Source organism: Streptococcus mitis, from assembly GCF_005144795.1.
GTDB lineage: Bacteria > Bacillota > Bacilli > Lactobacillales > Streptococcaceae > Streptococcus > Streptococcus mitis_BB.
The window spans coordinates 59,797-76,833 of the sequence record NZ_SWFJ01000006.1 but is presented as its reverse complement, the minus strand read 5'-3'; the positions used below and the strand labels follow the sequence as shown (position 1 = coordinate 76,833).

The window sequence follows — 17,037 nt, the reverse complement described above, 5'->3', positions numbered from 1 at the left end:
CTGAGGATTTGAAAAATTAGATATGTAGAAAATAACCGTTAAGCCTAGTTCTTATCGGTTATTTATGTTCTTTAATGGTGTTGACATTGCACTAATGGTATCTATCTTTGTGATTCTGGTAGTGGTTCAACTTGATTGCTACCATTTTTGATGGTGTGAATGTGCTGATAATGTATTTCAGTTAAGTACGAAATTTTTATATCATTTTTAACACACCTTAAAAATAAAATTAACACACCTTAATTTTCCTTGACTTAAATTTTTTTAATTGATATACTATTTTTCAGAGAGCTAACAATTATATATAAATGTACTACTCTATTTCCTAGATAATACTTAGTAAAACTTTTTATAACAAAGGCTAGCAAAGTTAAAGTTTACTATCTATTGGAAATTAAATAAATATGTAAGGAATTAAAATGAAAAAAAGTACAGTATTGTCATTAACCACAGCTGCAGTTATTTTAGCAGCATATGTCCCTAATGAGGTAGTCTTAGCAGACACATCTAGCTCTGAAGATGCTTTAAATATCTCTGATAAAGAAAAAGTAGTAGGTAAACAAAAAGAAAACAAAGAAAAACATGAAGATATTCATAATGCTATAGAAACTTCAAAGGATACTGAAGAGAAGAAAACAACAGTTATTGAGGAAAAAGAAGTTGTTAGTAAAGAATCTGTGATAGACAATAAAACTAACAATGAAAAAACAACAATCAAAAAAGAAGATTCCAATCAATACAAAGGAGATAATGCAGACTCGTCTGCAAGTAAAGACACAGAAAATCATCAAAAAGAAGATAAACTTGTCTATATTGCTGAATTTAAAGATAAAGAATCTGGAGAAAAAGCAATCAAGGAATTATCAAATCTTAAGAATACAAAAGTTTTATATACTTATGATAGAATTTTTAACGGTAGCGCTATTGAAACGACCAAAGATACTCTGGACAAAATTAAACTAATAGAAGGTATTTCATCGGTTGAAAGGTCACAAAAAGTCCAACCTATGATGAATCATGCTAGAAAAGAAATTGGAGTTGAAGAGGCAATCGATTACCTAAAATCTATCAATGCACCATTTGGGAAAAATTTTGATGGTAGAGGTATGGTCATTTCAAATATCGATACGGGGACAGATTATAGACATAAGGCTATGAGAATCGATGATGATGCTAAAGACTCAATGAGATTTAAAAAAGAAGACTTAAAGGGTACTGATAAAAATTTCTGGTTGAGTGATAAAATTCCTCATGCTTTCAATTATTATAATGGTGGTAAAATTACTGTAGAAAAAGCTGATGATGGAAGCGATTATTTTGATCCACATGGGATGCATATTGCTGGGATTCTTGCAGGAAATGATACTGAAAAAGATATCAAAAACTTTAATGGAATAGATGGAATAGCGCCTAATGCACAAATTTTCTCTTATAAAATGTACTCTGATGCTGGATCTGGATTCGCAGGTGATGAAACAATGTTTCATGCTATTGAAGATTCCATCAAACACAATGTCGATGTTGTTTCGGTATCATCTGGCTTTACAGGAACAGGTCTTGTAGGTGAAAAATATTGGCAAGCTATTAGAGCGTTAAGAAAAGCAGGCATTCCAATGGTCGTAGCTACAGGTAACTATGCGACTTCTGCTTCAAGTTCTTCGTGGGATTTAGTGGCAAATAATAATCTGAAAATGACCGACACTGGAAATGTAACACGAACTGCAGCACATGAAGATGCGATAGCAGTTGCTTCTGCTAAAAATCAAACAGTTGAGTTTGATAAAGTTAAGATTGGAGGAGAAAGTTTTAAATACAGAAATATAGGGGCTTTTTTCGATAAGAATAAAATCATAACAAACGAAGATGGTTCAAAAGCTCCTAGTAAATTGAAATTTGTATATATAGGCAAAGGTCAAGACCAAGATTTGATAGGTTTGGATCTTAAGGGCAAAATTGCAGTAATGGATAGAATTTATACAAAGGATTTAAAAAATGCTTTTAAACGAGCAACGGATAAGGGTGCACGCGCCATTATGGTTGTAAATACTGTAAATTACTACAATAGAGATAATTGGACAGAGCTCCCAGCTATGGGATATGAAGAGGATGAAGGAACTACTAGTCAAGTTTTCTCAATTTCAGGAGATGATGGTGTAAAGTTATGGAACATGATTAACCCTGATAAAAAAACTAAAGTCAAAAGAAATAATAAAGAAGATTTTAAAGATAAATTGGAGCAATACTATCCAATTGATATGGCAAGCTATAATTCTAATAAACCGAATGTAGGTGATGAAAAAGAAATTGACTTTAAGTTTGCACCTGACACCGACAAAGAACTGTATAAAGAAGATATTATAGTCCCAGCAGGATCCACATCTTGGGGACCGAGAACAGATTTACTTTTAAAACCTGATGTTTCAGCACCTGGTAAAAACATTAAATCCACTCTCAATGTCATTAATGGGAAATCAACTTATGGCTATATGTCAGGGACTAGTATGGCAACTCCAATCGTAGCAGCTTCTACTGTTTTGATTAGGCCAAAATTAAAGGAAATGCTTGAAAGACCTGTATTGAAAAATCTTAAGGGAGATGACAAAATAGATCTTACAAGTCTTACAAAAATAGCCCTACAAAATACTGCACGTCCTATGATGGATGCAACGTCTTGGAAAGAAAAAAGTCAATACTTTGCATCACCTAGACAACAGGGAGCAGGGCTAATTAATGTTGCCAATGCTTTGAGAAATGAAGTCGTAGCGACTTTTAAAAACACGGATTCTAAAGGCTTGGTAAACTCTTATGGTTCTATTTCTCTTAAAGAAATAAAAGGAGATAAAAAATATTTTACAATTAAGCTTCACAATACATCAAACAGACCTTTGACCTTTAAAGTTTCAGCATCTGCTATAACTACAGATGCTCTAACTGACAGATTAAAACTGGATGAAACATATAAAGATGAAAAATCTCCAGATGGGAAGCAAATTGTTCCAGAAATTCACCCAGAAAAAGTCAAAGGAGCAAATATCACATTTGAGCATGATACTTTCACCATAAGCCCAAATTCTAGCTTTGATTTAAATGCGGTTATAAATGTTGGGGAGGCTAAAAACAAAAATAAATTTGTAGAATCATTTATTCATTTTGAGTCAGTGGAAGAAATGGAAGCTCTAAACTCCAACGGGAAGAAAATAAACTTCCAACCTTCTTTGTCGATGCCTCTAATGGGATTTGCTGGGAATTGGAACCACGAACCAATCCTTGATAAATGGGCCTGGGAAGAAGGTTCAAAATCAAAAACAATGGAAGGTTATGATGATGATGGTAAACCAAAAATTCCAGGAACCTTAAATAAGGGGATTGGTGGAGAACATGGTATAGATAAATTTAATCCAGCAGGAGTTATACAAAATAGAAAAGATAAAAATACAACATCCCTAGATCAAAATCCAGAATTGTTTGCTTTTAATAACGAAGGGATCAACGCACCATCATCAAGTGGTTCTAAGATCGCTAAAATTTATCCTTTAGATTCAAATGGAAATCCTCAAGATGCTCAACTTGAAAGAGGATTAACACCTTCTCCACTTGTATTAAGAAGTGCAGAAGAAGGATTGATTTCAATAGTAAATACAAATAAAGAAGGAGAAAATCAAATTGACTTAAAAGTCATTTCGAGAGAACATTTTATTAAAGGAATTTTGAACTCTAAGAGAAATGATGCAAAGGGAATCAAATCTTCTAAACTAAAAGTTTGGGGTGACTTGAAGTGGGATGGACTCATCTATAACCCTAGAGGTAGAGAAGAAAATGCACCAGAAAGCAAGGATACCAAAGATCCTGCTACTAAGATAAGAGGTCAATTTGAACCGATTGCAGAAGGTCAATATTTCTATAAATTTAAATATAGATTAACCAAGAATTACCCATGGCAGGTTTCCTATATTCCTGTAAAAATTGATAACACAGCTCCTAAGATTGTTTCGATTGATTTTTCAAATCCTGAAAAAATTAAGCTGATCACAAAGGATACTTATCACAAGGTAAAAGAGCAATACAAGAATGAAACTTTATTTGCGAGAGATCAGAAAGAACATCCTGAAAAATTTGACGAGATTGCCAACGAAGTTTGGTATGCAGGAGCTGCTCTGGTTAATGAAGATGGAGAGGTTGAGAAAAATCTTGAAGTAACTTATGCAGGTGAGGGTCAAGGAAGAAATAGAAAACTTGACAAAGACGGAAATACCATTTATGAAATTAATGGTGCAGGAGATTTAAGAGGAAAAATCATTGAAGTCATTGCATTAGATGGCTCTAGCAATTTCACAAAGATTCATAGAATTAAATTTGCTGATCATGCTGATGAAAAGGGGATGATTTCCTATTATCTAGTAGATCCTGATCAGGATTCATCTAAATACCAAAAGCTTGGAGAGATTGCCGAATCTAAATTTAAAAATTTAGAAAATAGAAAAGAGGATAGTCTTAAAAAAGATACAACTGAGGTAGAAAATCATCAAGGAAATGAAGGGATTACCGAAGAAAAATCTAGCTTGACTATTCATAAAACAATTTCAACAATTAGAGACTTTGAAAGCAAAGATTTAAAGAAACTCATTAAAAAGAAATTTAGAGAAGTTGATGACTTTACAAGTGAAACTGGTAAGAGAATAGAGGAATACGATTATAAATACGATGATAAGGGAAATATCATTGCTTATGACGATGGTAGTGCCTTAGAATATGAAACTGAAAAACTTGACGAAATCAAATCAAAAATTTATGGTGTTCTAAGCCCGTCTAAAGATGGACACTTTGAAATTCTTGGAAAGATAAGTAATGTTTCTAAAAATGCCAAGGTATATTATGGCAATAATTATAAATCAATAGAAATCAAAACGACTAAGTATGATTCACATTCAAAAACGATGACATTTGATTTATACGCTAATATTAATGATATTGTGGATGGATTAGCTTTTGCAGGAGATATGAGATTCTTTGTTAAAGATGATGATCAGATAAAAGCTGAAACGAAGATTAGAATGCCTGAAAAAAATAAGGAAACTAAAGCAGAATATCCCTATGCATCAAGTTATGGGAATGTAATAGAATTAGGAGAAGGAGATCTTTCAAAAAACAAACCAACCAATTTAACGGACATGGAATCTGGTAAAATCTATTCTGATTCAGAAAAACAACAATATCTATTAAAGGATAACATCATTCTAAGAAAAGGCTATGCACTAAAAGTGACTACCTATAATCCTGGAAAAACGGATATGTTAGAAGGGAATGGAGTCTATAGCCAGGAAGATATAGCAAAAATACAAAAGGCCAATCCTAATCTAAGAGTCTTATCAGAAAAAATAATTTATGCTGATAGTAGAAATGTTGAAGATGGAAGAAGTACTCAATCCGTATTAATGTCGGCTTTGGACGGCTTTAACATTGTAAGGTATCAAGTGTTTACATTTAAAATGAATGATAAAGGGGAAGCAATCGATAAAGATGGAAATCTTGTGACAGATTCTTCTAAACTGGTATTATTTGGTAAGGATGGTAAAGAGTACACAGGAGAGGATATGTCCAATGTAGAAGCTATAAAAGAAGATGGCTCTACGTTATTTATTGATGCAAAACCAGTAAATCTTTCAATGGACAAGAACTACTTTAATCCATCTAAATCTAATAAAATTTATGTACGAAATCCAGAATTTTATTTAAGAGGTAAGATTTCTGATAAGGGTGGTTTCAACTGGGAGTTGAGAGTTAATGAATCAGTTGTAGATAATTATTTAATCTATGGAGATTTACACATTGATAACACTAGAGATTTTAACATTAAGCTTAATGTTAAAGACGGTGACATCATGGACTGGGGGATGAAAGACTATAAAGCAAACGGATTTCCAGATAAGGTAACAGATATGGATGGAAATGTTTATCTTCAAACTGGCTATAGCGATTTGAATGCGAAAGCGGTTGGAGTACACTATCAATTTTTATATGATAATGTTAAACCAGAAGTAAACATTGATCCTAAGGGAAATACTAGTATCGAATATGCTAAGGGAAAATCTGTAGTCTTTAATATCAATGATAAAAGAAATAATGGATTCGATGGTGAGATTCAAGAACAACATATTTATGTAAATGGAAAAGAATACAAATCATTTGATGATATTAAACAAATAGCAGATAAGACACTAAACATTAAGATTGTTGTAAAAGATTTTGCAAGAAATACAACCGTAAAAGAATTCATTTTAAACAGAGATACGGGAGAGGTAAGTGAACTAAAACCTCATATGGTAACTGTAACCATTCAAAATGGAAAAGAAATGAGTTCAACGATAGTGTCGGAAGAAGATTTTATTTTACCTGTCTATAAGGGTGAATTAGAAAAAGGTTATCAATTTGATGGCTGGGAAATTGCTGGTTTCGAAGGGAAAAAAGACACTGGCTATGTTCTTAATCTATCAAAAGATACCCTTATAAAACCTGTATTCAAGAAAATAGAGGAGAAAAAGGAGGAGGAAAATAAACCTACTTTTGATGTATCCAAAAAGAAAGATAACCCACAGGCAAATCCTAGTCAATTAAATCAAAGTCATAGAAAAGAGGACTTACAAAGAGCAAATCATTCACAAAAATCTGATTCAACGAAGGATGTTACAACTACAGTTCTTGATAAAAACTTTGAAAATAAGAAGGAAGTCCATCTTAATGAACTAGAGAACATAGCTAATAAACATACTAACATTGATAGTAAGTCGGATACTAACCATTCTGATAAGTTGCCAAAAACCGGAACGGTTAGAGCAGCTCTTACACCATTCCTTGCTGGAATATTGTTTATAGTAGGAGCGCTTCTTGGATTGAAGAGAAAAGATCAAGATTAAGACAAAAGCTGTAGATGAGAAAATGACTGAAGAGTTGAGAAACTAGATATGTAAAAACAGCCGCTAAAAATTTTTAGCGGCTGTTTATATTATTTAATAGGATTGCTATTGCATCAATTATATCTGTTTTTTGTGGTTCTGGTAGTTGTTCAAGTTGATTGATGATATTTTCAATTTCTTTGCTTTTTTCTGGAAACTCGAAATTAAAAAATGTTTTTTCATCTACTTCAAGAGCCGTGATAATTTTGTTTAACGTTTGTATTTGAAAATTATATTTTTCATTTTCTATGTTATGGATATGTTTCGAACCTAAGCCAGCCAGTTCTGAAAGTTTTTCTTGGCTAATTCCTTTTGATAGTCGTAAATATCTAATTCTTTTTGCGATAAAAGTTTGTAAGTTGTTTTGATTCATAGTTTTTACCTTTATTTATTATTTTAAAGATAAAAATTATAAATAATAAGTAGTATAAATTACACTTGTATAATATAAAAGTGTTGATTATTACACCTTATAATGATAAAATAGTGTAGTAAAACTATAAAAATAAGCTCACTTTATCAGTCATTAAAGGAGAAAATGATGAAGAAACTGAAAACTTTAACAACTTCAACAGCTATTGCGCTTGCGTCTGTTGGTGGAACTGCATTTGCTCAAGAAGCTCAAGCGACTCCAGTACCTTCTAACACTGCTGTCAATGAACCTGCTCTTGTTACGAAACCACAAGTGAAACCACTTGAAAAGAGTGAAGTTCCTGCGCCTTCTACAGTGAAACCTGCGCTTGACGCTCAAAAAGCTGTTGTGAAAGAAGCTGAAACTAAGATTGACACAGCTAAAGCTGATGTTAAAGCAAAAGAAGCTACTGTTGCTTCAACTGAAAAAGAAGTAAAAGACGCAACTCAAGCTGTCAAAGATGCTGAAGCAACTGCTTCTCAAGCAACATCTGAAAAAGTTGCTCAAGTAAAAGACGCTCAAGCTAAGAACCTTGAAGCTCAGACTGCTAACCAAAAAGCAACTGAAGCAACAAATGAACAAATCAAAGCTGAAACTAAAGCTCTTGCCGAAGAACAATCAGACGTGGCAACTGCTCAAGCAAATCTTGACCAAGCTACTAAAGATGTCCAAACAGCTGAAAAAGCCGTAGCAAGCGCACAATCTGCTCTTGACGGAACTGGACTTGCGTCTGCTCAAAAAGACTTGAAACAAGCCCAAGCAGATGTCAAAGACGCAACTAAATCAGTCGCTGACGCTAAAACTGCAAAAGAAAACGCATCTAAAGCAGACTCTAACCGCGCCCAAGCTATCAAATCAGCTCAAACCGATGTTAATACTAAAAACGCTGCTGTTAAACTCGCTAAAGAAAAACTAGCAAGCGCTAACCAACATGCTGACTCAGTTGAAAGCAAATTGCAAACAGCTCAAGCTGAATTGCAATCCGCTCAAGCTGCATTAAAGAATGTTGGCAAACCAACAAATATCTATGAAGCTATCAATGCTGAAATTATAGATAAAACAGGTTCTATTTACTTTAAAGATAAAACTTTTGATCTTACAGCTAAAATGAACGAGTTCAGAAAATTGATAAAAGAAGATAAAAATATTGAAGCTCAACAATACGCTGAAGAAAATCTACTTAGTAGTATGTTGAATCTTTATATTGACGATGCTTCACAACAATTTGTCAAAGCTCTAATTGGAGATGAAGCGTTTAACAAGACATATAATTTAAAAAATGGTAAATTAATCTTGTCGCGAGAGGATTATAAAGCACTAAACATCGCATTCGCATCACAACTAAATGCTTTTCGAAAAATCAGTGGGCTAGAGCCAATAAATAAAGTTACAGAAAATAGTATTGATTTGGGAATGAAAGCTATTGATGCTTGGAATGATTTTGCTAACAAACCTGAAAATGTAAATAAATATGGTTCTGAACTAGGTCATAATGGGTTTTCAAATGTTCAAAAAGCTACAGGCGCATTTACAGAAAATATTTATCCTACAGCTGGATTTAAGAAAAGTAGAATGACATTTACGGAATTGAACACTTTATTTGTGTATCACATGTTAGGTTTTGCTTTCAAGGATGCTCATTCTAATTGGGGACATTATTTTAACCTTCTATCTGGAGATAACGTTCATATGGGGTTATACCAAAATAGGTCTGATTCGACAAATGCTGGAGGTGCATATTTCACACACTCGTTTCCTAATGCAAAAGTTAATGATACAATTATTTATAGTCAATATGGGGAAACTAAGCTATCAAAAATAGAAAATTCGATAGCCGAGTATAACAGTAAGGTTGATGAACTTGTTAATTACGCTGTTAACCATCCGCAGTATATTTATCTACTCCAAGAATATAACAATTATTATGCTTCTATTCAAAATGAGTATCGTAGAACAAATGTAATTGATCCCACAAAACAGGCTCAACTCGATGGTAAAGCGAAGGAGTTGGATGATTATGAAAAAGAACATAAAGTTCCAAGCATCAATTTCACAGGTTCATCTGGGGGATTCACTGTTAGTGAAACTTTTAAATTAAGGAACATCGCACCTTTCAATGGTTGGAGTACGTACTGGCTTAAGAAAAATGATGATGGTACTTTTAAATATTATTCAAGTTCAACAGATGACTCTGGAACTTTAGAAGATTATAAGAAAGCGATGGCCATTGAGGTTAATGATTTAGTCAAAAACAAGTTGAGCTCAATGCAAAAACAAATTGCTGAGACAAAACAGCTATACGCACCATTTTTTGAAAAATTGTCTCAAGCTGGGACAAAAAATAATGTTAACCAACTTCAAGCTAAAGTAATCAAGTCCCAATCAAACTTTGAACAAGCAACTACTGCATCAGAAAATGCTAAGAAAGCTTTGACAAAAGCTTCAACTGATTACGCAAGCGCACTTAGCTTGAAAACTGAAGCTGAAAAAGTTTTAGCAGATGCAATGGCTACGCCATTGCAAGCCCAAGTTGCTGAAAACAATCTACGTTTGGCAAACATTGCACTTGAAAACGCTAAAACTCGTGAAGCTAAAGCTACTGAAGCGGTTAACAACTTCTCAGCAAGTCTAGCTGACAAGAAAGCTACTCTTCTTAAAGCTCAAGACGCACTCAAAGAAGCTAAAGGTGTTCAAACAACTGCGTCACAATCTCTTGCAGATGCTTCAGCTAAACTAAAAGCTCAAGAAGATAAAGTAAACACTTTGAACAAACAAAGTGCTAAACTTCTTGAAGAAAAAGATGCTCTTGTCAAAGAAGCTAAGAAATTGGCTGAACAATTGCAAGCATATTTGGACGCACCTGCTAAACTAGCAACTGCTCAAGATATGAAAGCAAAAGCTGAAGCTAAACTTGAAACAGCAAAAGCTGAACTCAAGACTGCACAGTCTACTCTTGAAAACTTGTTGTCTGCATACCGTACAGAACACGCTAAGTTGGTAGACTTGCAAACAGAATATGAAGCACTCGTTGACCTTGCAGAAAAAGCTCAAGAAAACGTTGTTGCCAAATTGCCAGACGGAACAGTCATCGCTGTCCCTAAAGTAGCTCCAACAGCTGAAGCACTTCCTGAAGTCAATATTGACGAATTGCAAAAAGCTCTTGCAACTGGTAAAGAAGTAACTTTGGATGCACAAGGAAATGTTGTTGTGAAGGAAAAACGTGAAATATACTCAGCTCCAGCTGTTAAAGCAGTAGAAAACGAAAAAATGAGTTACTCACGAGTAGAAAAAGCAAAAACTTTACCAAATACAGGAACAAAAGAAAGTAATACAACTTTGCTTGTTCTAGCAATTCTGTCAGGATTTGGAATATTATTAAAGAAAAGACAAGGAAAATAAAAGATGGGATTATTTACAGATTCATTAAAAGTTAGTTCTGGTTTAACACTTGGACATGCAGCAACAAAAATTGGTATCCAGAAAACATTGTCAGCGGCTGAAGAGAGAGCAGCAACAAAGTTTAAAACTTATCAAGCTAGATTTTTTGACCCTATTGTACGTGAAGATTTGTGCCATTTAGAAGTTGATGGTCATTTAAAAGAAAAAAACTACCCTTTCCCTGAAAAAGCAAGTGTAATAAATATTTCAGTACTACAAAAGGATATTCAACACTTAACGAAAGAATTTAATATGGAAAAATTAGTAAACTTTATTAAAAGTCATCCATTATTTACAGCTTTTATTATTTTGTTATTAAGTGTTCCAATTGGTTTATCAGATATTGGTTCAGTATTAAGTTTTTCAGCGATTGTTTTTGTAGTTAGATTGATATTTGCACGACCTAAAAAATTTAAAAAAGTATTAATAGAAGACGCTAAACAATACTGGAAAGTTAGGGAGTACATAAGACATGCATTAGAAATGGGAGAATTAACTCCACAAGCAAGTTTGAAAAAATTATTAAATGCTAAATTAGTACAACGTTTTCCAGATACTATTGAAGAAATTGAAGCTCATGCATTTAATTATAAGCATGGACTGTAATTAAACAAAAAAATCTTCTTATTAAAAATAGGAAGATTTTTTGGATTCTACTGATTTCACAAAATACGGTATCGAACTATATATTCAAAATTGTGCTTTTTACAATTATAGTAAAAACTCAAGACTTATTTGATGAAGTACAGTCTATATGAAATATGATAAGTAAATACGCCTATTAGATTTTTTATAAACATAATATAAGTGAATAATATGAAAGGATAGCTCCTTTTCATTATCATAGTTAGACTATAAAAATATATAAAATTATTAAAAATTATGGTATAATTTGTTTTAATAAACTAAATATAGAGTTTAATGGATGATTCTATTGATGCCAATATTTTAGGATTAGCTGATTGGTTTTCTTTTGAAAGTGCATCCATTCATGGATACTGACAAATTTTGTGAATTTGTTTAAAATATAGTGAAAAATGGGAGGAATACTATGACTAAGAAAAATTTTGAAGAGGGAAATGATCCTAAATCAACTGTCTCGAAGGGAGTGAAAGGATCTTCTCCAGCTACAATTAGGAGCAAGGTATTTAAAATAAAAGTCTATATTGGCATTGCCATTAGTCTTTTGGTTGTTGCAATCCTAGCAAGTATCTTCTTATTCTCATCTAATAAGGCAAATAAAGAGTCAAGTCTAGCATCGTCTGTAACTTCAACTAAAGAGTCAACAAGTCAGACATCTACAAACCAAGGAAAAACAGATGAGACTGATAAGGATAAGCAAGAGAAAATCCAGAAACTCAAGGATCAACTGACTGATTTAGATACCAAGATTACTGAAGCAGAAGCACTTGTTAGCAAGCTAAAAGAAGAAACTGCAGTTCCGAAACTGGATATTGAAGCACTAAGAAATAATGATTTATCAAGTTTGAAAGGTACATGGCGTAGTCAATCTGGCAATGAATACATTATTAAGAATTCTGGAGAAGTAGATGCCACTTGGTTTACAAATGATCAAAAGTACGAATCTGTAGTTGAATTAAAGATATCAAAAGGTCAAGATAGTCGTAACCCTGAGACAGCTTCTCTCAGTGCATGGGTAAAAGATTCTGTTGCTGGAGGATTTGTAGTAGTTGCTGTTCCAAGTGGAGTTGTTATGAAACCTGGTGATGATGGAAAACTAACAGATAAAAGCAATCATGACGAGGAGAGACTGTTTGCAGGACAGCAGTATGAAGCGATGTTGTCGAGACCAGAAGATGTTTACTATCGTGTAAAACCAGATACTAGTAAACTTGAGGAAGAGGAGAAGAATTTAGCTCAACTACAGGCTGAACGCGAAGCAATCAAAACTTCTCTAGAATCTAAGGAAAAGAAAAATACGAACTAGAAAAAACTAGTTTAGAATCTAACTTTCGATTGTTTTAGTTCGGAAATACTGTTAAATAGCTAGAATGAAGAAGCTCATTAGGGCTTCTTTTCTTTTATCTTAACTATTGAACCACTTAGACTGAGATAGAGACCAGATAGGCAACAGAGCTTGTTCTTGAAACTGACCTCTGATATAATAATTTTTGTAAGAGATGCGAGCGTCGACATCAGACAAGTCAAGTTCATAAAAAAGTAATGGGAGATAAAAATGAAAAAATTATTAGGTATTGGATTCTTGCTAGTTTCAGCTTTGATTTTGTATTTTGGTTCTGTTGGATGGCCAAATTTAGACATTAATCTTTGGTCATTGTTTCCTATTGGTTTGTTTCTCTTTTTCACTCTAGAGAATTTTTTAAAAAAAGATTACAAGGCTAGTCTGATGTGTTTGATTATTGCCTTTATCATCGCCAATGCAATTTTGGACCTTTTACCAATTTCAAGTGGCTTGGTAATTGGAGCGGGCGTACTAGCTTGCATTGGTATTGGATATCTCTTTCCTGATAAAGATAAAAAAGAAGACAAATAGAAAAGGCCTCGAGATTTCTCGAGACCCTTTTTTACTTACCAGCGTAATATTTTTGAATTCCTTTCACGATACCTGCTACAAGCTTATCTTGATAGTGGCTATCTCGAATCTGTTGATTTTCAGCGAAATTATCTATATAACCTAGCTCTAGGAGGACGGCTGGTTTAGCAGTTTCTCGAAGAACGGCAAAGCTTCTTTCCAATAAACCAGCATCTTTAGCACCAGTTTCAGCTAACAATGAAGAATGGATAGCTGCTGCGAGGCGCTTGCTTTCGCTCATACGGTCAGGATGGTTATGCCAGTATGGGTTGATTTTGCTTGGATAATCAGGTTCATCACTGTAGGAATAGGTTTGAATTCCACTAGATTTTGAGTATGCACTGCCAGTCGCATTGAAGTGAATACTGATAAAGATGTCAGAGTTAGTCTTGTTAACCATACGAGAACGTTCTGTTATGAAGTCTACATCAATATCGCTATCACGTGAAGTGAGAACTTTGTAGCCCAGTTCTTCTAACTTTTTGCGTAATTTACGATAAACCTGCATGTTGAGGTCTTTTTCAGCGACATTGTAATAGTATGCACCTGAGTCTCTTCCCCCATGTCCAGGATCTAAAAAGATGGTTTTACTGTATTGGCCTTTTACAAACCCCTCAGGAACTTCACTAACCCATCTACCATCATTTTTAAAGATATGATCTTTTCCAGATATTTTATAAATATTAGTGACATATTGTCCGTTTTCTTTTAGATAATACCAAGAATTATAGTACTTATCAAAAATCCACTCACTTTTAGCCATATAACCACCAGATTTGAGATAGTAAGTTCCAATCCATTCTCGGTTTGCAAATGTTCCATTCTCTTTTAGGTAGAACCAGCTATTGTAGGTCTTATCAAAAACCCATTCTTTTTCAGCCATGGCACCACTTGATTTTAGATAATAATTACCTTGCCATTGGTTACTGAACATAATACCTGTTTTGTCAAAATAGTACCAAATACCATTAATTTTTTCCCATTTATTCTGAGAAATTTTTCCAGAGGATGTTGCATAGTACCAATTTTGGTCGATTTTTGCCCAGCCGTTTGTGGCCATTGCTCCATTATTTGTCAGCAAGTAGCTGTTAATAGTTGTATTACTAAGCATGATCCCATCTTTGTCGAAGTAATACCAAGAATCAGCAATTTTTTCCCATTTATTTTGAGAAATTTTTCCAGAAGAATTAGCGAAGTACCACTTTCCATGGATGAAGTTCCAACCGTTCTCAGCCATTACTCCATCTTTATTGAATACATAACCATCAAAGGTTGTATTGCTTAGTCGATTTCCATCTTTGTTGAAGTAGTACCACTTTCCTTGGATTTTTTTCCAGTTGGTAACAGGTTTATTGTGTTCGTAAAAGCGCCAGTTATTATTTTCTTCTTGCCAACCTTCTTTGATTTTTTCAACTTTTGTTTCTTCTTTTTTTACTTCAGACTTCTTCTCTTCTGTAGCAGGAGTTTTTTTCTCTATTTTTTCTTCTTTATCGTCAATTTTAGAAGAATTGTCTGGTTTTTCGACCTTCTCTTTCGGTTTTTCTTGGTTTTCGATTTTTGAAGTACTTGAATGAGGAATTGTTACATTTTCTCGTACTGACTCTGCTTTATTTTCTTGAGCCTGGACAGTTGCTTGAGTGAACCCTAAAATAGATAGGACAACTGTACTCGCAAGTATAAGCTTTTTCATTTTTGTCTCCATATATCTCAATACTATTCTCAACTATCAAACTGGACTTCTTCTAGGAGATAGTCGATAAAGCGTTCGCCCATCTTAGATAGGCTGGTTTTTTCATGCTGGATATAGACCAGCTCAATTGGGTCATCAATGTCCAGTGGGATAGAAACAATATTGTCTCCGTTGAGGTTGCTGTTCAAAATCCCTGTTGCGATCGTGTATCCATCCAGACCAATCAAGAGGTTAAAGAGGGTAGCACGGTCGCTGACTACGATAGATTTTTTGTGGTATTCCTGCGAGAGAATCTCTTCAGAGAAGTAGAAGGAGTTGTGAGTTCCTTGATCATAGCTGAGGTAAGGGAAGTTTTCCAAGTCTTCTAGTTTGACCTTGTCTTTCTGTGCCAGAGGATTGGTCTTGCTGACAAAGATATGCGGTTGGGCGGTAAAGAGATGATGAGCCAGCAGGTGGTTGTCATCCAGCATTTTGGTTAAAACATCACGGTTGTAGCTGTTAAAAAATAGGACACCGACCTCACTACGGAAGTTCTTGACGTCGTCGATAATCTCCCAAGTCCGAGTTTCACGAAGGAAGAGCTCGTATTTCTCCATATCACTTTTCTTGAGCAGAGAGACAAAGGCATTGACCACAAAGGCATAATGCTGGGAGGAAACGCTAAAGAGTTCGCGGTGGGCGACAGGATTTTTATAGCGTTCCTCCAAAAGCTGGGTCTGCTCGACAACCTGACGGGCATAAGAGAGAAACTCCATCCCATCACGGGTCAAGGTGATGCCCTTGGGATTGCGGATAAAGATTTCAATGCCCATTTCATTCTCCAAATCTCTTACTGCGTTGGAAAGACTAGGTTGAGTGATAAAGAGTTGCTTGGCTGCCTCATTCATGGAGCCAGTTTCGACGATTTTGATAATATAGTGTAATTGTTGAATTCTCATGTTTTTATTGTACCACACTTGCGTCAGAATCGCCAAAGATGATAGGAAAATCAGGGGCATTGTGTGATTCTCTTCTTGAAAAAAACACAAAAATTTGCTAGAATGAGTCTTATGAAAACATTCTATGATGTGCAGCAATTCCTCAAACGATTTGGTATCATTGTTTACATGGGAAAACGCTTATATGATATTGAACTGATGAAGCTGGAACTCTCACGGATTTACGATGCAGGGTTGATGGATAAATTAGACTATCTAGAGGCAGAAGCAGTTCTTCGCAGAGAGCACAAGGTGGAATTGGATTATATTGAGAAAAATGGAGAAAAGAACTAATGGTTACTTGGATTTTGTGGGCACTTATACTGGCAATGTTGGCGTGGATGGGCTTTAACTATCTTCGTATTCGACGTGCAGCTAAAATTGTAGACAATGAGGAGTTTGAAGCCTTGATTCGTACGGGTCAATTGATTGATTTGCGTGATCCAGCAGAATTCCACAGAAAACATATTCTTGGGGCTCGCAATATTCCTTCAAGTCAGTTGAAAACTAGTCTTGCAGCCCTTCGTAAGGACAAACCTGTCCTTCTTTACGAAAACCAACGTGCGCAACGAGTTACAAATGCAGCTCTTTACTTGAAAAAACAAGGTTTTTCTGAGATTTATATCCTTTCTTATGGTTTGGATTCTTGGAAAGGGAAAGTGAAGACTAGCTAACCTTATTTCCAAATTAGTCGAATGATAGGATGAAGCTATTGTTTTATAGTATAATTAATTTGTATAAAATTTAAGGAGTTCTTAGAACATGAAAGAAAAGAAGAAAAATCCACTTTTTGTGGGTATTTTGTCGATTATTCTTGGTTTGTTATTTCCAATTGTAGGCCTGATTTTGGGGATCATAGGATTGGTCTTGGCTTTTTCATACCAAAAAGAATCTGGACTAGACTATAAAACAGAAAAAATTATAGCTATTGTAGGGATTGTAGTTTCCGTAATTAATTGGGTTTTAGGATTGATTCTTTTTATGAATTAACTAGTGTAAAACAAAAAAAGCTTTAT

11 protein-coding genes are annotated in these 17,037 nt (G+C 34.4%); 8 read left to right on the top strand and 3 right to left on the bottom strand.

The window, feature by feature from the left end; all coding sequences use genetic code 11:
• Positions 1 to 419: 419 nt before the first annotated feature.
• Positions 420 to 6,911 (top strand): S8 family serine peptidase, encoded by a 6,492-nt coding sequence (locus FBF73_RS05305; protein WP_136937177.1) that lies wholly within the window; start codon positions 420 to 422, stop codon positions 6,909 to 6,911.
• A 73-nt stretch (positions 6,912 to 6,984) separates the two neighbouring features.
• On the opposite strand, the gene FBF73_RS05300 is transcribed toward FBF73_RS05305, so the two are convergent.
• Positions 6,985 to 7,323: a helix-turn-helix domain-containing protein gene (locus FBF73_RS05300; RefSeq protein ID WP_136937176.1), complete on the bottom strand. Its 339-nt coding sequence runs from the start codon at positions 7,321 to 7,323 to the stop codon at positions 6,985 to 6,987.
• A gap of 168 nt (positions 7,324 to 7,491) precedes the next feature.
• On the opposite strand from FBF73_RS05300, the gene FBF73_RS10120 reads away from it, so the two are divergent.
• The 4 genes from FBF73_RS10120 (at position 7,492) to FBF73_RS05275 (ending at position 13,315) form a co-directional block, all read left to right on the top strand.
• Positions 7,492 to 10,761, top strand: a complete 3,270-nt coding sequence (locus FBF73_RS10120) for an LPXTG cell wall anchor domain-containing protein (RefSeq protein ID WP_240798245.1) — start codon at positions 7,492 to 7,494, stop codon at positions 10,759 to 10,761.
• Positions 10,762 to 10,764: 3 nt separating this feature from the next.
• Complete coding sequence (locus FBF73_RS05285) at positions 10,765 to 11,406, top strand: hypothetical protein (protein WP_136937175.1); 642 nt, start codon at positions 10,765 to 10,767, stop codon at positions 11,404 to 11,406.
• Positions 11,407 to 11,851: 445 nt separating this feature from the next.
• Complete coding sequence (locus tag FBF73_RS05280; RefSeq protein WP_136937174.1) at positions 11,852 to 12,748, top strand: DUF6287 domain-containing protein; 897 nt, start codon at positions 11,852 to 11,854, stop codon at positions 12,746 to 12,748.
• A gap of 249 nt (positions 12,749 to 12,997) precedes the next feature.
• Positions 12,998 to 13,315 carry a hypothetical protein gene (locus FBF73_RS05275; RefSeq protein ID WP_136937173.1) on the top strand — a complete coding sequence of 106 codons (318 nt, stop codon included), beginning with the start codon at positions 12,998 to 13,000 and terminating at the stop codon, positions 13,313 to 13,315.
• A gap of 31 nt (positions 13,316 to 13,346) precedes the next feature.
• Here FBF73_RS05275 and FBF73_RS05270 read toward each other — a convergent pair whose 3' ends face one another.
• Both FBF73_RS05270 and FBF73_RS05265 read right to left on the bottom strand, forming a co-directional pair.
• Complete coding sequence (locus FBF73_RS05270) at positions 13,347 to 15,044, bottom strand: N-acetylmuramoyl-L-alanine amidase (protein WP_124787783.1); 1,698 nt, start codon at positions 15,042 to 15,044, stop codon at positions 13,347 to 13,349.
• A gap of 29 nt (positions 15,045 to 15,073) precedes the next feature.
• Positions 15,074 to 15,982: a LysR family transcriptional regulator gene (locus tag FBF73_RS05265; protein WP_124787782.1), complete on the bottom strand. Its 909-nt coding sequence runs from the start codon at positions 15,980 to 15,982 to the stop codon at positions 15,074 to 15,076.
• A 63-nt stretch (positions 15,983 to 16,045) separates the two neighbouring features.
• Here FBF73_RS05265 and FBF73_RS05260 point away from each other — a divergent pair, with 63 nt between their 5' ends.
• From FBF73_RS05260 to FBF73_RS05250, 3 genes are all read left to right on the top strand, one after another.
• A complete protein-coding gene (locus tag FBF73_RS05260) occupies positions 16,046 to 16,315 on the top strand; it encodes a YqgQ family protein (RefSeq protein WP_169435176.1) in 270 nt (89 codons plus the stop codon).
• Positions 16,315 to 16,695 carry a rhodanese-like domain-containing protein gene (locus FBF73_RS05255; RefSeq protein ID WP_000259256.1) on the top strand — a complete coding sequence of 127 codons (381 nt, stop codon included), beginning with the start codon at positions 16,315 to 16,317 and terminating at the stop codon, positions 16,693 to 16,695. The genes FBF73_RS05260 and FBF73_RS05255 overlap by 1 nt, the downstream gene beginning before the upstream one ends.
• Before the next feature lie 88 nt (positions 16,696 to 16,783).
• Positions 16,784 to 17,011 (top strand): hypothetical protein, encoded by a 228-nt coding sequence (locus FBF73_RS05250; protein WP_153209014.1) that lies wholly within the window; start codon positions 16,784 to 16,786, stop codon positions 17,009 to 17,011.
• Positions 17,012 to 17,037: the final 26 nt, after the last annotated feature.

Coding starts and splice junctions, on each gene's coding strand:
- FBF73_RS05300 (WP_136937176.1), bottom strand. CDS start 7,323: ATGAATCAAAACAACTTACAAACTTTTATCGCAAAAAGAATTAGATAT.
- FBF73_RS05265 (WP_124787782.1), bottom strand. CDS start 15,982: ATGAGAATTCAACAATTACACTATATTATCAAAATCGTCGAAACTGGC.
- FBF73_RS05305 (WP_136937177.1), top strand. CDS start 420: ATGAAAAAAAGTACAGTATTGTCATTAACCACAGCTGCAGTTATTTTA.
- FBF73_RS05285 (WP_136937175.1), top strand. CDS start 10,765: ATGGGATTATTTACAGATTCATTAAAAGTTAGTTCTGGTTTAACACTT.
- FBF73_RS05250 (WP_153209014.1), top strand. CDS start 16,784: ATGAAAGAAAAGAAGAAAAATCCACTTTTTGTGGGTATTTTGTCGATT.
- FBF73_RS05270 (WP_124787783.1), bottom strand. CDS start 15,044: ATGAAAAAGCTTATACTTGCGAGTACAGTTGTCCTATCTATTTTAGGG.
- FBF73_RS05275 (WP_136937173.1), top strand. CDS start 12,998: ATGAAAAAATTATTAGGTATTGGATTCTTGCTAGTTTCAGCTTTGATT.
- FBF73_RS05255 (WP_000259256.1), top strand. CDS start 16,315: ATGGTTACTTGGATTTTGTGGGCACTTATACTGGCAATGTTGGCGTGG.
- FBF73_RS10120 (WP_240798245.1), top strand. CDS start 7,492: ATGAAGAAACTGAAAACTTTAACAACTTCAACAGCTATTGCGCTTGCG.
- FBF73_RS05280 (WP_136937174.1), top strand. CDS start 11,852: ATGACTAAGAAAAATTTTGAAGAGGGAAATGATCCTAAATCAACTGTC.